Source organism: Bittarella massiliensis (ex Durand et al. 2017), from assembly GCF_009876955.1.
Classification (GTDB): Bacteria; Bacillota; Clostridia; order Oscillospirales; family Ruminococcaceae; genus Bittarella; species Bittarella massiliensis.
Genome location: NZ_WWVY01000014.1, coordinates 1 through 20,359, shown reverse-complemented (window position 1 = coordinate 20,359; position 20,359 = coordinate 1). Strand labels below are relative to the sequence as shown.

Sequence of the window (20,359 nt, the reverse complement as noted above, 5' to 3'; positions counted from 1 at the left end):
AATTTTGTCACAGACAATTATCTTTGTAATTATATCACATCAATTCGGCCAATTGCAACCGGCCGAGCGGCTGATTCTCACCTTTTTCGCCGCTTTGGCGGCAAAATGGCATTTGCAGGGCGCTGCCGTCACTCCTTGATGCACAGCGGGCAGAAGTTCAGGGCGTCGGCGGAGACCAGGCGGAAGGCGATCCCCTCGTAGTCCCCTTCAAAGGCCCACTGGATGGCCTTGCCGTGAAGGTGGCCGTAGTAACACTGGGTGATCCCCCACTCCCCCATCAGGTCGATGGTCTCCTGGGAGAGAAAGTCCCGGTAGACGGGCGGGTAGTGGAGAAAGAGGAGGATGGGCAGGGCGGGGTCGGCCTTCTCCAGCGACATCCGAATCCGCCCCAGCTCCCGGGCTCGAATTTTGGCGTCGTGGGGGTCGGTGTCCTCAAAAAACCAGCTCCTGCTGCCGCAGATGTTGACCCCCTCCACCTGATAGCTCTCGTTGGAGAGGATGGAGAGGGTGGTGAACCCCCGCTCAGCGAGAAAGCCGTCCATCTTGTTTTTGGTGGACCACCAGTAGTCGTGATTCCCCTTCAGCAAGATCTTGCGGCCCGGCAGGCTGTCGAGAAAAGCAAAATCGGTGGCCGCCTCCTCCAGCGACATGGCCCAGGACACATCCCCGGGGATCACCACCGTGTCGCCGTCCGCAACGGTGTCGCGCCAATTTTTTTCGAGTTTGGGCAGATAGCCCGACCAGCCGGGAAAGACGTCCATCGGCTTGTCGCTGGCCAGCGACAGGTGGGTGTCGCCCAGCGCAAAAATACTCAAATTTTCCCTCCTCCTTTTCCCTGCCATAAAAGCGGTCCCAAGCAGACACACTTTCAGAGAGGGCTGATGTACACGGGTTCACAGAAATTTGCCAAAGGGTGTGGTTGCGCGTGAAAAAGAGCAAGCCCGGACCCATTCCACAGGTCGTCTGCGACGTGGAAAACTGCATTTACAATCGCGACCGGCGCTGTACAGCGGCAGATATTCAGGTGGGGCCGCACTTTGCCTGTTCCTGCTGCGACACCATCTGCTCCACCTTTCACCCCAAAGAGGGAGAATAGGCGGCAGAGGGACTGAACATCTGCGATGACCCCTCAAAAAAGGGCGGCCCAGCCGCCCTTTTTTCCTGTTCGGTGCCCGCTAGATGTTGAGGACCGCCTTGACCCAGCCGAACATCTCGCCGGGCATGCAGCAGTCGCCAAAGCGAATGGGTTTGTCCCGCAGGGCCTTGAGGGCCGCCGGGGCCGCGACACCGCTGCGCTCCTCCAGCGAGGAGAGGATGGAGAAGTCGTTTTTCCCCGGCAGTTCGCCGCCCAGCGCCTCCAACACACTGGCCGGGAATTTGTAGGGGCTGGCGGTGGAGACCACCACCGTGGGGGTCTCGTCCCCGGTGGCCGCCCGGTACTCGCCGTAGACCTTGAAAGCCACGGCGGTGTGGGGGTCGCAGAGGTAGCCCGAGCGGTCGTAGACCTCCCTGATGGCAGCCGAGGTCTCGGCGTCGTCGGCGCAGCCGGCGGCAAAGCTCTCTTTGAGACGGCCAAGCATCTCCTCTTTCACCGCGAAGCGGCCGGTGTCGGACAGGTCGCGGTAGAGGCGGCCGATCAGCCCGTCGTCCCGCCCGGAGAGGAGGTAGAGGAGCCGCTCCAGGTTGGAGGAGACCAGGATGTCCATCGACGGGGAGAGGGTGGTGTAGAAGGGGCGGTTGCGGTCGTAGCGCCCCTCGCTCAAAAAGTCGGTGAGCACGTTGTTGCGGTTGGACGCGCAGATGAGTTTGCCGATGGGGACCCCCATCTCCTTGGCAAAGTAGGCGGCGAGGATGTTGCCGAAGTTCCCGGTGGGGACGGCGAAGTTGACCGGCTCCCCCATGGCGACCTTGCCGGCGCGGCACATCTCCAGGTAGGCGTATACATAGTAGACGATCTGGGGCGCCAGCCGCCCCCAGTTGATGGAGTTGGCGCTGGAAAAGCGCATCCCCTTGGCCGCCAGTTCCGCCGCGGCGCGGCCGTCGGTGAAGATCCGCTTCACCCCGGTCTGGCAGTCGTCAAAGTTGCCGTCCACCCCGCAGACGTGCACGTTCTCCCCCGCCTGGGTCACCATCTGGCGCTTTTGCATGTGGCTGACCCCGTCCTGGGGGTAGAACACGGCGATCTCGGTGCCCGGCACATCGCAAAACCCCTCGAGGGCGGCCTTGCCGGTGTCGCCGGAGGTGGCCACCAAAATGAGGATGGTCTTGCCGTCGCCCGCCTTTTTGTTGGCCACCGTCAGCAGTTGGGGCAACATCTGCAGGGCCATGTCCTTAAAGGCGCAGGTGGGGCCGTGCCAGAGTTCCAGCACCTGAAGGCCGTCTTTCAGTTCGGCCAGGGAGGCCTCCCCCTCGGGAAACTTGCTGCCATAGGCCTTTTTCACGCAGTCGTCGATCTCCTCCTGCGAAAAATCGGTCAGGTAGCGGGACAGAACGGCAGAGGCCACCTCCTGGTAGCTGCTGCCCTGCAGTTGGGCCAGTTCACCCGGCGCAAAGGCGGGGATCGTCTCAGGGACAAACAGGCCGCCGTCTTTTGAGATGCCCTGCAAAATCGCCTCGGAGGACGACACCTGCAGCGATGAATCCCTTGTACTGCTGTAACGCAATCTGCTCACCTCTTCAATTTTCCAGGTCCGGCGGCACGGGGCCGCCTTCTTTTTCCTCCCCCGTCCCCTCCCTCCCACAGGCAGAGAACAGGGGGCAAACCGGCTGCTGCCGCCCTTTGCAGGCGGCGGGAGAAGGGTGCAGAACCCTCCCCTGCCCACAGCCGATTTTTCGCTATTATACCATAAACCACAGGCTATGAGAAGTCGCCAATTATTTTCGGCTGGAAGATCCTTCCCGCCCGATCCGATCCCGCCCCCCTCAAAAAGAGGACAGCCTTCTCTCAAAAAAGTCGGCGGCGTTGTCAAAGAAGATGGCCTGTATCTGCTGCGGGCCGATCCCCCTCCGGGCCATGGCGTCGGCCAGGGCGGGCAGGGCGGCGATGTCCGGCAGCTGCTGCGGCATCTCGGCCCCGTCAAAATCGGAGCCCAGGGCCAGGGTCTTTTCGCCCCCCAGGGCCAAAAAGTGCAGGGCGTGCTCGGCGATGTCGTCGGGGGTGGCGGGGCCGTCCTCCCGCAAAAAGCCCTGGTTGTAGTTGAGGCCCACCAGCCCGCCCCGGTCGCGGATGACGGCAAACTGCTCGTCCGTCAGGTTGCGGGGGTGGTTGCAGAGTGCCTTGGCGTTGGAGTGGGAGGCCACGATCGGCCCCTCTGCCACCGCCGCCAAATCGTAAAATCCCCACTGGGAGAGGTGGGAGACGTCGGGGAGGATGCCCCAGCGCTCCATCTCCCGCACCGCCTCCCTGCCCAGCGGCTTGAGGCCCCGGTTCTCGCTGATCCCCCAGCCCAGCTCGTTCTCGCCGTTCCAGGTGATGGTCAGCATCTGCACCCCGTCTTCGGCCAGGGTCTGTATCCGCTCCAACCGGCCGGCCAGGACGGCACCGCCCTCCACCGTGAGGATGGGGCAGAGCCGCCTCTCCCCCCGGCGCAGGGCGGCCATCTCCGCCCCCTCGCGCAGCAGCGGCGGTGCGGCCTGGGCGCGGTAGTAGTCCACCGCCCGGCGGTAGTAGTCGTAGGCCGCTTCCCCCCGCAGCTCGTCGGGGACAAAGACGGCAAAGCACTGGGCCCACCGCTCCAAATAGGACCCCTTTTGCAGGGAAATCTCCAACTCGTTCTCCGCCAGGGACAACCCCTTGTTGCAGCAGGAAGTCAGGGTGTCGCAGTGCAGGTCAAACAGATCCACGGGCGCTCTCTCCTCTCTCGTGTTCAGCGAAAGGCATCTTCCAGGTGGTTGACCGACACCACCTCAAAGGCCTCATCCATGATCACTTCCACCACGTCAAAGCGCACCTGCACATCGTCGAGCTGCTGGGCGGCCAGAAAGACGTTGGTTGCCAGCTTGATCCGCTCCTGCTTCTGGCGGGTCACCGCCTCGGCCGGGGTGTAGAGGGCATTTTGCAGCCGGGTCTTGACTTCCATGATCACCAGGGTGTCCCCATCTGCGACAACCAGGTCCAGCTCTCCGTAACGGCAGGTGAAATTGGAGCGCAGGATCTGATACCCCTTGCGCCGGGCCAGGCGGGCGGCCTCCACCTCCCCCAAAATGCCGGAGGTGGACTTCATCCCCCGCCCCCGCTCCCTCACTGGGAGCGCCCCTTCCACTTTTTGAGGAAGGTCAGCCGGTGGATGGGGGTGACCCCCAGCTCGGTGAGGGCCTGATAGTGGGCCTTGGTGGGGTAGCCCTTGTGGCGGGCAAACCCGTAGCCGGGAAAGAGCTGGTCGTACTCCAACATCAGCCGGTCCCGGGTGACCTTGGCGAGGATGGAGGCGGCGGCGATGCTGGCCGAGCGGGCGTCCCCCTGGACGACGGCCTGACAGGGCAGGTTGGCGGGGGGACAGCGGTTGCCGTCGATGAGGGCCAGTTCCACCGGCACCCCCAGCCCGGCAATGGCCTGGGCCATGGCCTGCATGGTGGCGTTTAATATGTTTATGTCGTCGATGATCTCATTATCCACCAACTGGACGCTGTAGGCCACCGCGTTCTCCCGTATCTCGTCAAAGAGCAGTTCCCGCCGCTTTTCGGTGAGCTTTTTGGAGTCGTTGAGCCCCTCCGGCAGGTACCCCTCCGGCAGCACCACGGCCGCGGCGCAGACCGGGCCGGCCAGGGGGCCCCGCCCTGCCTCATCCACCCCGCAGAGGGTGCCGAAGCGCTGGCGCAGGTCCCGGTCAAAGGCCAGCAGTTCGGGGTGCAGGGCCGGGGCGCTCACTGTGCCCCCTCCGCCCGGGGCGGTGTCTCCAGGGTGAAGCGGCCGATTTTCTGGCCCCGGTACTCGTCCACCAGCATGATGGCGGCCCGCTCGGTGTCGATCTCCCCGCCGGAGATGAGCATCCCCCGCTTGCGGCCGATGAGCTGCAATACCGCAAAGCCGTCGGCACAGGCGGCCAGGGCTTCAGAATCCAGCTTGTAGCGGGACGCCAGCGCCTCGGGGTACTGGGCGGAGAGGATGTCCAAAAGCTTCATGGCGATGTACTCCATGTCCATCACGTCGTCCTTGATGGCGCCGGTGAAGGCCAGCTTCTCCCCCACGGCGGGGTCGTCAAATTTGGGCCAGAGGATGCCGGGCATGTCAAGCAGCTCCAAGTCCTCGTCGATCTTGATCCACTGCTTGCCGCGGGTGACGCCGGGGCGGTCCTCCACCTTGGCGCGCTTGCCCCCGGCGATGCGGTTGATGAAGGAGGACTTGCCCACGTTGGGCACCCCCACCACCATCACCCGGATCTGGTGGCCGGTCATCCCCTTTTCGCGGCGGCGCTGCAAATACCCCTCCAGCGCGGCGAGGACGGCAGGTTTGAACTGCCCCAATCCCCTGCCGTTCTTGGCGTCGATGGCGATGGCGGGGATCCCCTGGCCGCGGTACCACTCGATCCAGCGGCGGGTGGCCGCCTCGTCGGCCAGGTCCGACTTGTTGAGCAGCAGCAGCCGGGGCTTCTCCCCCACCAGGGCGTCGATTTCCGGGTTGCGGCTGGAGGCGGGGATGCGGGCGTCCACGATCTCGGCCACCAGGTTGACGTGGCGGAGATTTTCGGCGATGAGCCGGCGGGTCTTGGCCATGTGGCCGGGGAACCACTGAATGGTGTGCAGGTCGTTTGCCATCTCGCTCACCCTACCTTTCCAAAGCCGCCAAAGGGCAGCAGTCTAAAATAGGCCTCGCCGACAATGTCCTGCTTGGCCACCTGGCCCAGCGAGGAGAAGCGGCTGTCCTCCGAGTGGTTGCGGTTGTCCCCCATCACGAAGTAGTGGCCTGGCTGCACCTCCTGGGGAAAGGTCTCGTCCCCCCGCAGGGCGGTGGCCTCGTTGATATAGGGCTCGTCCAGGGGGACCCCGTCCACAAAGACGGTGCCGGAGTCGAAGTCGATGTTGACCACCTGCCCCTCGGTGGCGATGACCCGCTTGATGTAGAGCTTTTCGTCCTCGTGGCTGTTGAGGACGACGATGTCCCCCTGCTCCACCTCATAGAGGAAGGGAGAAATCAGCAGCACGTTGTTGTTTTGAAGGGTGGGGAGCATGGAGTCCCCGTCCACCCGGATGATGCGCACCACAAAGGTGAACACCAGCGATACCGCCACCAAAGAGAGGACGATGGTCTCGACCCAGCTGAAAAATTCGCGGTAGAGCGCCCCCGCCGGGGTCCGCTTGGGCATCTGCGGGCGCGATTTTCCCCGCTGCGCAACGGCGTGTTCCATAAAAGGCACCGACCTTTCTCGACGAAAGTAAAGGCCGCCTCTCCCCTCGCCCTCGGCCCTGGGGACAGGCGGCCCCATGTTTCTCGGTGTTATTGTACCATTTTCTGCGCCGCAAAAAAAGGGATTCACAGAAATTTCAAATCTCGTCTCCCGGCCCCGCCCGCCGCCCAGATGCCGGCAAAATCAAAATCGCCGGTAAAAGAGGCGGGATGCACCGGCCCCAAAAGGGCGGCAACCGGGCTTCGCCCCGCGCGGGGCGACGAAATCGCGCCCACGGCCACCGGGCAAACCGGTGGTTCAGGGCAATCCTTTGTGTCCCCCATCCCCCCAAAGATCGCTCTCCCTTTCCCGCCTTCGGCCCCCTCTCTCCCCCCGCGACAGGATCGGGAAATTGGGCCGCCAAAAGGGCAGAGAAAAGAGCGGCCGGTTTGACCCGGCCGCCCTTTGCGGTTTATCGGAGCTGCTCTTTGACCTTGGCGGCCTTGCCGACGCGGTCGCGCAGGTAGTAGAGCTTGCTTCTGCGCACCTTGCCGCGGCGAACGATCTCGACCTTTTCGACCTTGGGGGAGTGGACCGGGAACACCCGCTCCACGCCGACGCCGTAGGAAACCCGGCGCACGGTGAAGGTCTCGTTGATCCCGCCGTGTTTGCGGGCGATGACAGTGCCCTCAAACACCTGGATACGCTCTCTCTGGCCCTCTTTGATCAGCACGTGCACCCGAACGGTGTCGCCGATGTTGATCTCGGGGAGCTCGGATTTGAGCATCGAGTCGGTCATCAGTTTCATTGCATCCATGATAAATCCTCCTTGGTTTTCCGACATTCTTGCTTCTTTTTCATACCTTGCGGTGAGCAGAGGACTGCCTGGTTTCAGATGTTGACAGAAACCCCGCCGCCGGGCCCAAAGGCCCCACAGCGGAACATACTGCTGTATTTTACCACACACTTCCCCCCTGTGCAAGGGGAAAACAGCCAGAAAAGGCAAAATGTTTGGCAGGGCAGGGACAAGTTTAGCAAAAGGGCGCGCCCGCCCCGTCGTAGAGGGCGGTGCGGCGGATGGAGGCGGTCTTGGCCGACTCGCCGCTCTGGGCGCAGTAGGCGTCTACAAGGAGGGCGGGGTTGAGGTTTTGCTGCCCCCCCGCGGCCAGCCGCAGGGAGAGGAGCGCCCGGCCCCCCTCCCCCTCTTCGCCGTCGCAGGCCAGGACCAAGGGGCGGATGTCCACCTCTTTGGGGCCCTTCTTGCTGCGCTTGAGGGTCTTGATCTGGGGCTGCCGGGCAAACGCCAAAAAGCGTTCGGCCAAACCCGGCGCCCCCTCGAGGGACACCCGATAGTCGGCGGCGGCGATCGCCTGCAGGTCCTGCTGGGGCAGGGCGGCGGCGAGCACCTGCAACCCGGCGGGCAGGGCGGCGTTCAACCGGTCCTTCACCTCGTTCAGGGGCAGCTCCTCCACCAGGCGAAACTGCATGATCTCGCACTCGCTCTCCTGCCCCAGAGAGAGGGGCAGGGCGAAGGTGAGGTAGATGTGGGGGTTAAAGCCCTGGGTGTACCAGACCGGCAGCCCCGAGCGCTTGAGGGCCCGGGCCATACACCGCACCAGATCCAGGTGGGAGATGTACTTGGCCAGCCCCTCCTTTTTAAACCACAGGCGTATCGTTTGCATCGTTTCCAAAGCAGGGTCCTCCCAGTAGCTTGTTGGCGCCGCAGCCGCTGCAGTGCTGCCGGCAGTGGGGGGTGGCGACCGACTGGTGGGCGAGCTGGTTCTCTCGCACCAAGAAGGCCTTGCTTACCCCGTAGTCCAGGTGATCCCAGGGGAGCACCTCGTCGTAGGGGCGACGGCGGTTGGCGTAAAAGGCCGGGTCGAGCCCCGCCTCGGCAAAGGCCGCCATCCACCGCTCGTAGGAGAAGCGCTCGCTCCACCCGTCAAAGGTGCAGCCGCTCTCCCAGGCGCAGAGGATGGCCTTCCCCAGCCGCCGGTCGCCCCGGGCAAACACCCCTTCGATAAAGCTGACCTGGGTGTCGTGGCAGCTGAGCTTGATCTTCTTGCTGCGCAGCACCGCGCGCATCCGCTCCTGCTTCTGCGCCAGCTGCTCCATGGTGTCCTGGGGCTCGAACTGAAAGGGGGTAAAGGGCTTGGGCACAAAGCAGGCGGTGCTCACCGAGACCTGCACCCCCTTGCCCTTGGCGTGCTCCTTGGTCTTGTAGTAGAGCTCCACCACCCCCTGGGCGGTCTCGACGATCCCCTCCACGTCCTCCATCGTCTCGGTGGGCAGGCCGATCATGAAGTAGAGTTTGACGCCGGTGTAGCCGTTTTCAAAGGCCAGGGCGCAGGTGCGGTCGATCTCCCCCTGGGTGACGTTTTTATTGATGGCGTCCCGCAGCCGCTGGGTGCCAGCCTCCGGGGCGAAGGTGAGGCCGCTCTTTCGCACCGAGGTGATGCGGTCCACCAGCTCTTTGGAGAAGTTGTCCACCCGCAGAGAGGGCAGCGAGAGGCTGACCTTCTCGTCCTCGGTCCAGGTGAGCATCTCGTCGAGAAGCCCCTCCAGGGTGGTCAGGTCGCTGGTGCTCAGCGAGGTGAGGGACACCTCGTCGTAGCCGGTGTTTTTGCACAGGGCCTTCGCCTGGGCGTCGATGACCCCGGGGTCCTTCTCCCGCAGGGGGCGGTAGATGAACCCCGCCTGGCAGAACCGGCAGCCCCGGATGCAGCCCCGCAGCACCTCGACCATGGCCCGGTCGTGGACGATGTCGGTGAAGGGCACCACGAAGTTTTCGGGGAAATAGGCGCTGCTCATCTCTCTGACGATCCGCTTGCGCACGGTGGCAGGGGCGCCTTCGCGGGGGGTGACCCGCTCGACGGTCCCGTCCTCTTTGTATTGCACATCGTAGAGGGAGGGGACATAGACCCCCTCGATCTGGGCGGCCCGGCGGAGGAACTCCCCCTTCCCCACCCCCTCTTTTTTGCACGTCAGGTAGAGATCGCAGAGCTCCAGGTTCAGTTCTTCCCCCTCGCCCAGCAAAAACAGGTCGATGAAATCGGCCAGCGGCTCGGGGTTGCAGGCGCAGGGTCCCCCCGCCACGATGAGGGGGGCCAAACTGTCTCCCCGCTGCGCGGCCAGCACGGGGATGCCCGCCAGATCGAGCATATTCAGGATGTTGGTGAAGCTGAGTTCGTACTGGAGGGTAAAGCCGACGATGTCAAAATCGGCCACCGGGTCCAGGCTCTCGAGGGCATAGAGAGGGATATGGTTTTCCCGCATCTGCTCCTCCATGTCCACCCAGGGGGCAAAGACCCGCTCGCACCAGATGTCGGGCCGCTCGTTGAGCAGGCCGTAAAGGATCTTCATCCCCAAGTGGGACATCCCCACGTCATAGGTGTCGGGGAAGCAAAAGGCAAAGCGAAGGTCCACCCCGTCTCTGTCTTTGACGATGCTGCCCAACTCTCCGCCGATGTACTGGGCGGGCTTTTGCACCTTGAGCAGCACCTGTTCAATGGTATCTCTTAACATGTCATTCCTCTTCAAACATCAAAAGTAGGCGCAAAGACTCCCTTTGCGCCTACTTATCATACACTAAATCTGGCCGCGCCGCAACCGCCGGGCAGGTTGGCGGAAGGCGGCTAACGACGCCGCCCCTCCTCCCTCTGGCGGCCCCGCACCACCGAGTAAAAGAGGTACCCGCCGCAAAGGGCCAAAGTGCCGTTTTGGCGGGTGGCCGCGAAGAGGAGGAGCCCCGCCCCCAGCAGGGCGAGAGAGGTCCAGAAGGAAAAGGCCCAGTAGAGCCGCTCGGCCCGCCGGGGCGGCAGCTTTTCCCGCAGAAAAATCAGCAGCACCTGTCCCCCGTCCAGAAGGGAGATGGGCAGCAGGTTAAAGGCCCCCAGCAGCAGGTGGATCAGCGCCAAGGTGGCCAGGTGCAGGGCAAAGCGGCACTGCAGCAGCCAGAGGGCCCCCAGGCCGATGGCCAGGTTGACCGCCGGACCCGCCAGGTAGACCGGGATGTCGGCCGGCGAGGGGCAGTAGTCGGTCCCCCGGTCCAGGCGGATGCCCGCCACCGTAAAGTCCAGCGCGCAGACGGGGCGGCGCTGCAACAGCAGGCAGAGCAGGTGCCCCATCTCGTGGAGCAAGCTGGCGAAAAAGGCCTGCAGCAGGATGCCGGTGTAGTCGAACACCGAGATGCACAGCAGCAAAAAAAGGTAGAGGGGCGAGACGCGCACCGCCGCTTTCCCCAGGGAGAAGCGCACCCCTTACAGCTGGGGGAATACCCAGCGGGGGTCCACCTGTTTGCCGCGCAGCCGGATCTCCAGGTGGAGGTGGGGGCCGGTGGAGAGGCCGGTGCTCCCCACATAGCCGATGGTCTCGCCCTGGCGCACCACCGTCCCCGCCTCCACCTGCAGGCTGTCGCAGTGGCCATAGAAGGTGTAGAGGTCGTCGCTGTGGCGCAGGAGGATGTAGTTGCCGTAGACCCGGCTCTGCCCGGCCTCCGCCACCGTGCCGCTCAGGGCGGCGGCGATCTTGGTGCCCTTGGCCGCCGCAATGTCCACTCCGGTGTGAAAGTCCAGCTTCTTGGTGATGGGGTGCCAGCGGTAGCCAAAGGGCGAGGTGACCCGACCCGATACCGGCAGCTGCGGGGTCACCGTCAGGGTATAGGGCTCGTAAGAGGCGTTCTCCGGCGGCGTCATGGTCTTGTCGTAGTCGTCGTAAGGCACCTCCTGCATGCCGCCCTGGCCGCCCATGGTCTCCACCGCCTCACCCGGCGCGGCGGACGAGCTGCCGGGCAGCGGGGTGGCGGACGAGCCCCCGTCGGGAGCGGAAGAAGAGCCGCTCTCGCCCGCCCCCTTGCCGGTGATGCCGCCGTATATTTGAAAGAGTACGTCCTTGGCCTCCTCCAAACTCTCCTCCCGGGTGATGGCGGCGGCGTAGTCCTGCCGCAGCCGCTCGTACCATTCGGGGTTGGCCGTCTTCAGCAAAAAGGCGCTGCCCACCAGCAGGGCGGCCAGCACGATCTGCACCAGGGTGACAAATCCGCCCCCCGGCCCCTCTCCCCGCTCGTCCCGGCGGGAGCGGCCCTCCCGAAAGGCGTAGCTGCGATTGCGAAAATCCTCCATTTTCCTTACCTCCCCGCGGGTTTCGTTCACTGTAACCCTATGCGGGCGGGGGCGGGTGCAGAACCGGCCCCCGACGTCAAGAGGGCCCGGCAGACGGTGCTGCCGGGCCCTCTTCCATCTCTGTTTTGCTAAATGCCCGCGGCGATGCCGTCGGCAATGGCCTTGGCGATCTTTTCCTGCACCGCGGCGTTGGCCAGGTTTTGCCCCTCGGTGGCGTCGGAGAGGAAGCCGCACTCCACCAGTACCGCCGGGTAGCGCATCTGCCGGGTGACGGCCATATACCCGAACTTGGCCCCTCGGTCGATGCCCGAGAGGTTGGCCGTCGCCACCCTGCTGGAAATGGTGGAGGCGATGGTCTTGGAGTAGGGGTTAAAGTACCAGACTTCCGCCCCCCGGGCGCTGGCGCCGGTGGTGGAGTTCTGGTGGATGCTCACCAGGAGGTCTGCGCCAAAGCTGTTCGCCTCCCGCACCCGAGCACTCAAGTCCTTGGCGCGGCTGCCCAGTTTGACCACCGCTCCCCGGCCCTGCAGTTCGGCCACCAGCTTGTCGGCGATGGCCTTGTTGATGGCCGCCTCCTGCAGGGGGCCGTTGACCGCGCCCGGGTCCCCGCTGCCGCCGTGGCCGGGGTCCACGTAGACCCGCATCCCCGAAAGGGAGGTGAGGACGTTGTTGAAGTCGACCACCAGGTCGCCGTTTGCCTGATAACTCTGGCGCAGTCCCCGGAACTGCCCGCTCTTGAGGGTGAAGCGAATGGCGTCCGCCCCGTCCTCGGCCGTGACCCACTGGGCGGCGGAGAAGACGGAGTTGGCAGGCAGATCGAGGCGGGGCCGATAGCCGGTCTTATAGTAGAGGCGGACGGTGAGGGTATTGCCCTCTAGGGTGATGCGGGTGGGGGCCGCCCAGTCCTGGGAGACGGTCATCCGAAAGACGCCGCCGGTATTGGCAAAGCTGACCCCCCGCACCACATTGGCGTCGACGGTGGCCTGCCCCTTGATTTGGATGTCCCGCGCCTCCACCCGGGTGCCGGAACCCAGGTTGTAGTAGCTGTCGGTGTAGCCCGCGTCCGAACAGGTGACCTTTTCGCCCTTGACAAAGACCTGCGCCCCTTTGGCCAGGGGGAAACAGCTGGGGTCGGAGTAGTTGGAGTTGACCGAGGGGGAGTACCCCTCCGCCTCGCCGTCGGAGGCGGTGATGACCGCCAAGTTGCCGCTGATTTTGGGCAGGTTTTCCGAGGGGGTCGAGGAGGCGTCCCCCGAGCTGGAAGAACCGCCGCTAGAAGAGCTGCCCCCCGACGAAGAGGAGGACGAGTCGCCGCCCCCGGGCACCACCGCCGGCGGGGCCTCCCCCGCCCCGGTGACCGTCACCGAGCCGCCGCTCATCTTTTCTGAATAGCCGCTCCAGCTGGCACTCACCGAGATGTTCCCCAGCTTCTGGTCGCCGGTGGAGGCGGAGGTGGGGAGGACCCCCTCAAAGGTCTTGTAGGAGTCCACCGTTCCCTCCCCGCTGTCGTCGACCGCCTCCACCTCCTTAAGCCGCACCGAGCTGCCGCCCAGGCTGGCCGTCACGGTAGAGCCGGCGTAGGCCACCGCCGTCACCTTGATGGAGGTGCCGCCGGGCACCCGCACACTGCCCGAGGGGGAGACCGACTGCAACACCTTCACCTTGCGGGTGACGGTATAGGTGGCGGTCTTTCCCTTGTGCTCAAAGGTGAAGGTGTTGGCCCCCACCTTCAGCTCCCGCTCCACCGAGAAGAGCCCCTTGTCGTTGAGGGGGACGGTCTCGCCGTTGATGGTCAAATCGAAATTGGGGTCGCCCCCGCCGTAGAGGGTGAGCACCGGCTCATAGGTGACCGAATCGGCGGAGCGGGGGTTGTCCACCGACAGCTCCTTGAGAATGGTGTTGGGGTTGAGTTCATCCCGGTAGTACTGCAGCAGCTTGTCGGTGGTTTTGCCGGGATTTTCCCGCAGGGTCTGAAGGGAGCCGAAGGCGCAGCCCGCCAACTGGTTCTCCCGCGCGGCCATCACCTGGCGGATCAACTGGTCGGGGGCACCCCAGCCGCTCTCCTTCCCCAGCACCTTCTCGTTGTGCAGCAGGGCGTAGATGGGCGGGGTGGCGGCCCCCTCGTCGGCGGTCAGGGCCCCCTTCCACCAGGCGGCCAGCACCCCAAAGGGGGCGTCCGGGTCGGTGGTGGCATAGGGCATGTCCACCACCAAAAAGTCAAAGAGCCCGCTAGTCGCCATCTGCCGGGTGTCCGCGCAGCCGTCGAAATAGGCAGTAGGCACCCGGCCCGTCTCCGAGCCCCCCTCCAACTGGGAGGCGTGGGCCCAGACCGGCCCTACCAGCAGCCCCAACTGCACCTGCGGGCTGTCGGTCTTGACCTGCCGGGCCGCCGCCTGCACCGCCGAGGACGAGCCCTGGCGCAGCCAGTCCTCCAACCCCTCGCCCCCGCCGGACTGGCGGTAGGCCTGGTAGCTGGCGGCGCTGGCGGCATTCTCGTAGCCCGAGAGAAGCAGCCCGGCAAACTGGTAGCCCCGGGCGATCTCCCCCGCCCGCCCGGCCATGTAGGCGATCTCCTCGGCGCTGGTGGGGAGGGCCGAGGCCCCCTCCGCCCGCACCCCCAGGTCCACCACCGGGTAGGCGTAGAGCTCCCGCTCGGCACAGCCCTGCAGCAGGTAGGCCAGCAGGTCGGTATCCGGCAGGAGGGCGTCGAAGTAGAGGGAGGGGTGGATGGACCTCTCCCCCCGCAGCAGGGGGAGGAGCACCGTGTTCATCCCCATCTCCTTGACGCTGTCCAACAGGCTGTCGATCTCGTCGGCAACCCCGTCGGCGTCCAGTTCTTCCCCTGCGGCATAGTCGACGCCGGGGGTGAGGGTGACCGCCTTCATCTCGTCCGGGCGGGAAAAAATCTGCTCGCCGTCGGACGGCTCCTCCGCCGTCCCCTCCTGCCCAACAGCCACCAAGGAGGTGCTGTCCAGGGAGTGGTCGCCCTTCTCTTCCCCCCGGATCCACTCCCAGCCGGGCAGAAGCAGCGCCGCCGAAAAGATGGCCAGCGCCATGGCAGCTCCCAAAAGTTTCTTTCCCATCTCGTCTCTCCCCTATGCAAACGCCCCGGCGCCAAGCGGCGGGGCCGATACCTGTGCTTTGCTGTCCCGTGTCTCTCCCGCTGCCCCCGCACCGGCGGCAGCGGGTATATCCAGAGTCATCATACAATAAAAGGGCGGCGAATGGCAAGGGCGGCCAGTGCAGAAACGGCTTTGCAAAGCCATTTGCAGGCCCTTTTGTCCCGCTCGCAAAGAAGCGTAATGGTGTTTCCCTTTATAGTCAAAATCGGCGCTGTTCTCCCCTTTTTAGACGAATTGGCCGAATTTCCCCTTTCCCTTGTGATTTTTCTCTTCCAGGGGGAAAAGCGGCAAAAAAATTTCGGGAGCGACTATAAAGGCATTTGCCATTACAGCCGCTCCCGAAGGGAGGATCTACCGGTTTCTCAGCTCGTTTCGTTTGATTTTGCCGCTGATGGTCTTGGGCAGTTCATCCACGAACTCCACGATCCGCGGGTACTTGTAGGGGGCGGTCTGGTGCTTGACAAAGGTCTGAATCTCCTTGACCAGCTCCTCGCTGGGGGAGTAGCCGCGGGTGAGGGTGATGGTCGCCTTGACCACCTGGCCGCGGATGGGGTCGGGGGCACCGGTGACCGCGCACTCCAGCACCGCCGGGTGCTCCATCAGCACGCTCTCGATCTCAAAGGGGCCGATTCGGTAGCCCGAGGCCTTGATGACGTCGTCGGTCCGCCCCACATACCAGAGGTAGCCGTCCTCGTCCTGCCAGGCGATGTCCCGGGTGTGGTAATACCCGTCGTGCCAGATTTCGGCGGTCTTCTCCTCGTCCAGATAGTAGCCGCAGAAGAGGCCGCAGGGCTTGCCCTCCTCGGTGCGGATGCAGATTTCCCCCTCTTCGCCGGGGTCGACGATCTCGCCGTCCTCCCCCAGCAGGGCGATCTGGTACTGGGGGTTGATCTTGCCCATGGAGCCCAGGCGGATCTCCGTCCCGGGCAGGTTGGCGATGAGCAGGCTGGTCTCGCTCTGGCCAAAGCCCTCGGTGAGGTTGAGGCCGGTGTACTCCTTGAACCGGTCGAACACCTCGGGGTTGAGGGCCTCCCCCGCCGTGGTCACATGCCGCAGGGAGGAGAGGTCGTAGTTTTCGATCCCCTCTTTAATAAAGAAGCGAAAGATGGTGGGTGGCGCACAGAAGGTGGTGATTTTGTACTTTTCAATCAGGTGGAGCAGGTCTTTGGGGGCAAAGCGGATGTAGTCGTAAACAAAGATGCCCGCCTCCATGATCCACTGGCCATAGATTTTGCCCCAGGAGGCCTTGGCCCAGCCGGTGTCCGCCACCGAGAGGTGCAGCCCGTCCGGCACCACCTGGTGCCACTCCTTGGCGGTGACGATGTGCCCCAGGGGATAGAGGTAATCGTGGAGCACCATCTTGGGCATCCCGGTGGTGCCGGAGGTGAAGAACAGCAGCATGGGGTCGCTCGCGCGGTTGGAGATGCGCTCCAGCTGGTCGCTCTGCCGCTCCAGCTCCCGGTGGTAGGAGAGCCAGCCCTCCCGCTCGCCCCGGGCCAAAATCTTGGTGCGCAGGGTCGGGCACTTCTCGGCCGCGGCGTCCACCGAGGCGGCCGCCTCCCCCTCGGCGGTGCAGATGACCGCGCTCACCCCCGCCGCGTCGATTCGGTAGGCGATGTCTTTTGCCGTGAGCTGGTCGGTGGCCGGGATGGCGATGGCCCCGATCTTGTGCAGGGCCAGGATGCAAAACCAGTACTCGTAGTGCCGGCGGAGGAGAAGGAGGACCGCGTCCCCCTTTTTGATCCCCAGGGAGAGCAGCAGGTTGGCCGTCTGGTTGCTGCGGCGCATCATGTCGGCAAAGGTGAAGGTCTCCTCCCAGCCGTAGTCGTCACACCAGACCATGGCCCGCCGCTCGGGCTCCGCCAGGGCGATGCGGTCGATGATGTCGTAGCCGAAATTGAAGTCGTCCGGCGCGTGCAGCCGCACCGATTGCAGCGAGCCGTCCGCGGCCCACTCCTCCTGCAGGTAGTCCTTATAGAGTTCCAACATCGCCTATTCCCCCTTTTCTTCGTCTCCGCCGTGGATGACAATGGCCAAAAAGGTGCAGTCCTTGCCGCCGACAGCCGCCATCCCGTGGGGGTAGGTGGAGTCGTAGTAGATGCTGTCCCCCGCCTCCAGGGTCACGGTGTGTCCGTCCACCTCCATGCGCAGACTCCCCTCGAGGATGTAGTCAAACTCCTGCCCCTTGTGGTTGTTCATCATCATCGGCCGCTCCTCGTTGCCCTCCAGATAGGGGGCGGTCACGTAGAGGGGCTCGCACATCTTGTTGCGAAAGAGGTGGGCCTTGTGCAGGTAGGCCAGCCCCTGGCGGCGCTCCACCGGCAGCCCCTTGCCCTTTCTCACCACGGTGTAGATGTTCAGCTTGGGCCGCTCGCCGGTGAGCAGCTCGATCATGTCCACCCCAAAGACAGCGGCGCATTTTTGCAAAAAGGTGATGGGGAAGTCGCTCTCGCCCCCCTCCAGGCGGATATATTCCTCCAGGGGAACGTTTACCTGGGCAGCCATCTCCTCCGCACTGATCCCCAAAATCTCCCGCATGACGCCGATCCTCACTGCGATCTCTGCAATTTTGCTGTCCATCTTTCAGTCCTCCGTTTCAAAACTCAAATAAAAAAGACCCGTCCCCATAATAGGGACGAGCCTTGTGTGTACAAGTAGCCCGCGGTACCACCCAGATTGCACGATCTGTGCCGCTTTGCAGGGTTCCAACAAACCCCGGACCGGTTAACGCAGCCCACGCGGAAGAACTTACTGGCCGCCCTGGCGGTTTTCTGCCCTTCAACTCAGGAGTGACTAGCCGCTGCGCAACCTCTGCCGGACTTCCACCATCCGCCGGCTCTCTGGAAAGGCGCATTGCACCGGACTCTCTCCGTCTTTGTCATTGCAGTCATTATAGTCTCCCCGCCCGAGGGCTGTCAATACCGCCCGGCCAATTTGGAAGGTCGCTGGCTTCTACCGCTCGTTTTCTGCTGTATTTTAGCAAATCATCCAATTTTTTTGGGGGAAAGGCGCAGGGGGACGCCCCTAGTAAAAGAGCACCTCTTTGAGCACCGGTAGGCTGTACTCGTCGATCCCCGGCACCCGCATCAGGTCCTCGTCGCTGGCAAAGGCGCCCCGCTCCTCCCGGACGCGCACAATGTCGCCGGCGAGTTGGCTGTCCACATACTCGGCGGCGGCCAGGGTCTCTCGGTCGGCCAGGTTGACATTGACCCGGTTTTGCCCGTCGTAGAGGGGGCCCAGGTCTTTTCCCACCTTGCCCCCTTGCCAGAACAGCAGTCCCGCCACTATAATGAGAAACAGAGACAAAAAAATGCGAATCTGCCTGCCCTCACTCACCATTTTGCGCCCCCTTTTCTGTATTGTAGCACAGCGCGGGGCCCAGCGGGGCAAATTCCGGCAAAAAGGAGCGTCACTTTTATGGCCCACTGCAAGAGTTTTCAGCTCTCCACCGGCGAGCACAGCTTTCACGACATCACCAGCCAGGTGCGCGAGTACATCCGCGAGACCGGGGTGCGCGACGGGATCGCCGTCGTCTTCACCCCCCACACCACCGCCGCCATCACCATCAACGAAAACGCCGACCCCGACGTGCTGCGCGACCTCTCGACAGGGCTGGACAAGACCTTCCCCCCTCTGCGGGAGTACCGCCACTTTGAGGGCAATTCCGACGCGCACATGAAATCCAGCCTGATGGCCCCCTCCCTCTCCCTCATCATCAGCGAGGGGAGACCCATCCTCGGCACCTGGCAAGACATCTACTTCTGCGAATTCGACGGCCCCCGCCGCCGTACCTTCTACGTCAAGGTGATCGAGGGCTGACGGCGACAAAAGAGGGCGGGCCTTTTGGCCCGCCCTCTTTTCTCTACTCTCACTCGCCCTGCAGGGCTTCCCTGAACACCTGTTCCACCTTTTCCAGGGTGGGGACCCCTTCGTGGACCTTTTTATCGCCGACAAAATAGGTGGGCACATACCAGTAGTCATAGCCCTCGGTCTTTTCCGGCTCGCGGTTTTCCTCGATCACCTCGATGTTCACCTGGCCGTACTCGGGGTGGGCGGCAATCAGCTCCTTCTCCATTGCAAAGGCCTGACGGCAGTATGGACAGTCCTCTAAAATCATCATCTTGACCGTTTTCGGCATGAAAAAGCCCTCCTTCTTTTTTGCACAGGCCGCCTCGCTCGGGACGGCTCGCCTCCCCCTCTCGGGGGGAACTCTCTTCGGATAAAAGGGTGCGCTCCTTCTGCCCCCGCCATACAGGGGCCGCAATCAGCGCGCCAAATCGATTTGGTCGAGCAGAGCGGTGCCGGTGGGGGTGTGAAAGAGGACCTCCCGCATCCTGCGGACCGCCTCTTCCGGATAGCCGCTCTCCCCGGCGTTGACCAGGTGATCCGCCTCCAGCAAAATTTGGTGGTACCCGACCGGGTAGACCACCCGGTCGATGCGTGCCTGGGGCCAGCCGCTGCCCTCTAAAAAGGCAGCCGCCAACAGAGACGTCCTCCCGCTCCTGACACCTGCCGTCGGCGTTCCCCTACCGCTCCCGGCAGAGGGGGCAGGCGATATTGTGAAGGACAGCGACCGCCTCCAAAGCCGTCTGTGTCTCCCCGTCCAGCCCCTCTCGCTCGCCGATGGTCTTGGCGAAGTGGCGAGGGCATAGACCTTTAAAAAGTGGTCGATGTCGTGAAGACTGCCGCCAGAACAGCCGATCATCCGCTCGGTCAACTCTACACAATGGTCATTTTTGGTCGTCCTCTCCCCTGCCTGCCGACTTCAACTGGCTGCGGGTGAAGAGGAAGTTGAGGAAGTAGGTGCTCCCCACAAATAAAAAGAGCACCGCCAGGGCCAAGGCCGCCATCTGCAACACCGCGATGCCGCCGACCCTGCCCATGGCGGAGAGGACGAGCGCCGCCACCCCCAGCAGCCAGAAGAGGATGCTCATCCGCAGGCAGCTCTGCACGCTCTGCCGGGTCACCGGGGCGGGTGGCGGCGGGGCGGGTTGGCCCGGCAGCGGGGTGAAGGGCGACTCCCCCTCCTCCCCGGCCGTCTCCGGCCGAGGGGTGCCCGCGGGGGCCTTAAAAAAGTGGCAGTCCTCCCCGCAGGAGGTGACGTATTCCCACCCCTGACCGGCAAAGCGCGCGATATAGGCGGGCATCTCCGCCCGGGTGTGTTCCGCGCAGTCGTAGAGGTAGGCGGTGGTCTGGGGCTCTTTTTTCTTGAGGAGGAAGCCCATGCTGGTGAACTGCTCCAGGATCCAGCCCTCCTGGCTGTAATAGGAGAGCATGTCCAGCTCGTCCTGGGCCCCTCTGCGGGGCTTTTTTCCCGGCACAAACCCGCCGGAGGGGATGAATTTGCTGTCTTCCATCGGCTCTCTCCCTTTGGGCGCACTCCCGCCCTGTTCTTCTGGGGCCATTATAGCACACTTCGCCACCGGCGGCCAGATTTCCAGCGGGCAAAGTCCTGCACAAGAATCTTGTACAGCCGTTTTTACAGGCCTTGCACAGGGGCGTCGCGCCAGAAAACTGAGAACATTTCACCGATTGCCTTTCCCCACATGTCGGGAGAGGTTCACCCGGTACTGCCGCTTGGACAGTCGGCTGTCGCTGATGGCACGATGTCTGCGGTGACGCCCTGCTCTCCATCCCCCACACCGGCGACCTCTGGGAGCGGACACCCCTCCTCTTCCCGTCGGTGTACCTGCCCCCTGCCGGGGGTGTTCTCTACAAATAGAAACCCACCAGCAAAGCTGGTGGTTCTGCATATGCGGGCAAAGCCCTAGGTTACTAGCCACGCCTCAAGGCG

Annotated in this window: 21 protein-coding genes; 2 read left to right on the top strand and 19 right to left on the bottom strand. The window is 63.8% G+C overall.

Annotation, left to right across the window (positions count from 1 at the left end; genetic code table 11):
• Positions 1-128 precede the first annotated feature (128 nt).
• Positions 129-815, bottom strand: a complete 687-nt coding sequence (locus GT748_RS12905; RefSeq protein ID WP_044992348.1) for a metallophosphoesterase — start codon at positions 813-815, stop codon at positions 129-131.
• Between the two features lie 110 nt (positions 816-925).
• Here GT748_RS12905 and GT748_RS12900 point away from each other — a divergent pair, with 110 nt between their 5' ends.
• A complete protein-coding gene (locus GT748_RS12900; protein ID WP_021659173.1) occupies positions 926-1,096 on the top strand; it encodes a DUF1540 domain-containing protein in 171 nt (56 codons plus the stop codon).
• A gap of 79 nt (positions 1,097-1,175) precedes the next feature.
• On the opposite strand, the gene thrC is transcribed toward GT748_RS12900, so the two are convergent.
• The 15 genes from thrC to GT748_RS12825 all read right to left on the bottom strand — a co-directional run bounded on the left by thrC (position 1,176) and on the right by GT748_RS12825 (position 17,817).
• Positions 1,176-2,663, bottom strand: coding sequence for a threonine synthase (gene thrC / locus GT748_RS12895; RefSeq protein WP_044992349.1), 1,488 nt, complete (start codon positions 2,661-2,663; stop codon positions 1,176-1,178).
• A gap of 259 nt (positions 2,664-2,922) precedes the next feature.
• Complete coding sequence (locus GT748_RS12890; RefSeq protein WP_021659175.1) at positions 2,923-3,843, bottom strand: dipeptidase; 921 nt, start codon at positions 3,841-3,843, stop codon at positions 2,923-2,925.
• A 23-nt stretch (positions 3,844-3,866) separates the two neighbouring features.
• Positions 3,867-4,244 carry a YraN family protein gene (locus GT748_RS12885; RefSeq protein WP_052537630.1) on the bottom strand — a complete coding sequence of 126 codons (378 nt, stop codon included), beginning with the start codon at positions 4,242-4,244 and terminating at the stop codon, positions 3,867-3,869.
• The gene (locus tag GT748_RS12880; RefSeq protein ID WP_021659177.1) at positions 4,241-4,867 is read right to left on the bottom strand and encodes a ribonuclease HII; all 627 of its coding nucleotides are present in this window, start codon (positions 4,865-4,867) and stop codon (positions 4,241-4,243) included. Before GT748_RS12880 ends, GT748_RS12885 begins: the two co-directional genes overlap by 4 nt.
• Positions 4,864-5,754 carry a ribosome biogenesis GTPase YlqF gene (gene ylqF, locus GT748_RS12875; protein WP_044992393.1) on the bottom strand — a complete coding sequence of 297 codons (891 nt, stop codon included), beginning with the start codon at positions 5,752-5,754 and terminating at the stop codon, positions 4,864-4,866. Before ylqF ends, GT748_RS12880 begins: the two co-directional genes overlap by 4 nt.
• Before the next feature lie 5 nt (positions 5,755-5,759).
• Positions 5,760-6,344 (bottom strand): signal peptidase I, encoded by a 585-nt coding sequence (gene lepB / locus GT748_RS12870; RefSeq protein ID WP_052537631.1) that lies wholly within the window; start codon positions 6,342-6,344, stop codon positions 5,760-5,762.
• A gap of 451 nt (positions 6,345-6,795) precedes the next feature.
• The gene (rplS, locus tag GT748_RS12865) at positions 6,796-7,140 is read right to left on the bottom strand and encodes a 50S ribosomal protein L19 (RefSeq protein ID WP_044992397.1); all 345 of its coding nucleotides are present in this window, start codon (positions 7,138-7,140) and stop codon (positions 6,796-6,798) included.
• 214 nt (positions 7,141-7,354) lie between these two features.
• Positions 7,355-8,005 (bottom strand): TIGR03936 family radical SAM-associated protein, encoded by a 651-nt coding sequence (locus GT748_RS12860; protein ID WP_021659184.1) that lies wholly within the window; start codon positions 8,003-8,005, stop codon positions 7,355-7,357.
• Positions 7,980-9,848 carry a TIGR03960 family B12-binding radical SAM protein gene (locus GT748_RS12855; protein WP_021659185.1) on the bottom strand — a complete coding sequence of 623 codons (1,869 nt, stop codon included), beginning with the start codon at positions 9,846-9,848 and terminating at the stop codon, positions 7,980-7,982. Before GT748_RS12855 ends, GT748_RS12860 begins: the two co-directional genes overlap by 26 nt.
• Positions 9,849-9,958: 110 nt before the next feature.
• Entirely contained in the window at positions 9,959-10,552 is a 594-nt protein-coding gene (locus tag GT748_RS12850) for a site-2 protease family protein (protein WP_143161546.1), read from the bottom strand.
• Positions 10,553-10,582: 30 nt separating this feature from the next.
• Positions 10,583-11,443, bottom strand: a complete 861-nt coding sequence (locus GT748_RS12845) for a M23 family metallopeptidase (RefSeq protein WP_021659187.1) — start codon at positions 11,441-11,443, stop codon at positions 10,583-10,585.
• A 128-nt stretch (positions 11,444-11,571) separates the two neighbouring features.
• The gene (locus tag GT748_RS12840; protein WP_021659188.1) at positions 11,572-14,526 is read right to left on the bottom strand and encodes an N-acetylmuramoyl-L-alanine amidase; all 2,955 of its coding nucleotides are present in this window, start codon (positions 14,524-14,526) and stop codon (positions 11,572-11,574) included.
• 390 nt (positions 14,527-14,916) lie between these two features.
• Complete coding sequence (locus GT748_RS12835) at positions 14,917-16,554, bottom strand: AMP-binding protein (RefSeq protein WP_021659190.1); 1,638 nt, start codon at positions 16,552-16,554, stop codon at positions 14,917-14,919.
• A 3-nt stretch (positions 16,555-16,557) separates the two neighbouring features.
• Positions 16,558-17,145 (bottom strand): helix-turn-helix domain-containing protein, encoded by a 588-nt coding sequence (locus GT748_RS12830; protein ID WP_021659191.1) that lies wholly within the window; start codon positions 17,143-17,145, stop codon positions 16,558-16,560.
• Between the two features lie 444 nt (positions 17,146-17,589).
• Positions 17,590-17,817, bottom strand: coding sequence for a ComEA family DNA-binding protein (locus tag GT748_RS12825; RefSeq protein ID WP_161213405.1), 228 nt, complete (start codon positions 17,815-17,817; stop codon positions 17,590-17,592).
• A 165-nt stretch (positions 17,818-17,982) separates the two neighbouring features.
• On the opposite strand from GT748_RS12825, the gene GT748_RS12820 reads away from it, so the two are divergent.
• Complete coding sequence (locus GT748_RS12820; protein ID WP_021659194.1) at positions 17,983-18,384, top strand: secondary thiamine-phosphate synthase enzyme YjbQ; 402 nt, start codon at positions 17,983-17,985, stop codon at positions 18,382-18,384.
• Positions 18,385-18,433: 49 nt separating this feature from the next.
• Here the strand turns inward: GT748_RS12820 and GT748_RS12815 are convergent, their stop codons facing one another.
• From GT748_RS12815 to GT748_RS12805, 3 genes are all read right to left on the bottom strand, one after another.
• Positions 18,434-18,703: a thioredoxin family protein gene (locus GT748_RS12815; RefSeq protein ID WP_044992351.1), complete on the bottom strand. Its 270-nt coding sequence runs from the start codon at positions 18,701-18,703 to the stop codon at positions 18,434-18,436.
• Between the two features lie 126 nt (positions 18,704-18,829).
• Complete coding sequence (locus GT748_RS15610; protein WP_021659196.1) at positions 18,830-19,048, bottom strand: hypothetical protein; 219 nt, start codon at positions 19,046-19,048, stop codon at positions 18,830-18,832.
• Between the two features lie 247 nt (positions 19,049-19,295).
• Entirely contained in the window at positions 19,296-19,922 is a 627-nt protein-coding gene (locus GT748_RS12805) for a DUF2812 domain-containing protein (protein ID WP_044992352.1), read from the bottom strand.
• Positions 19,923-20,359: the final 437 nt, after the last annotated feature.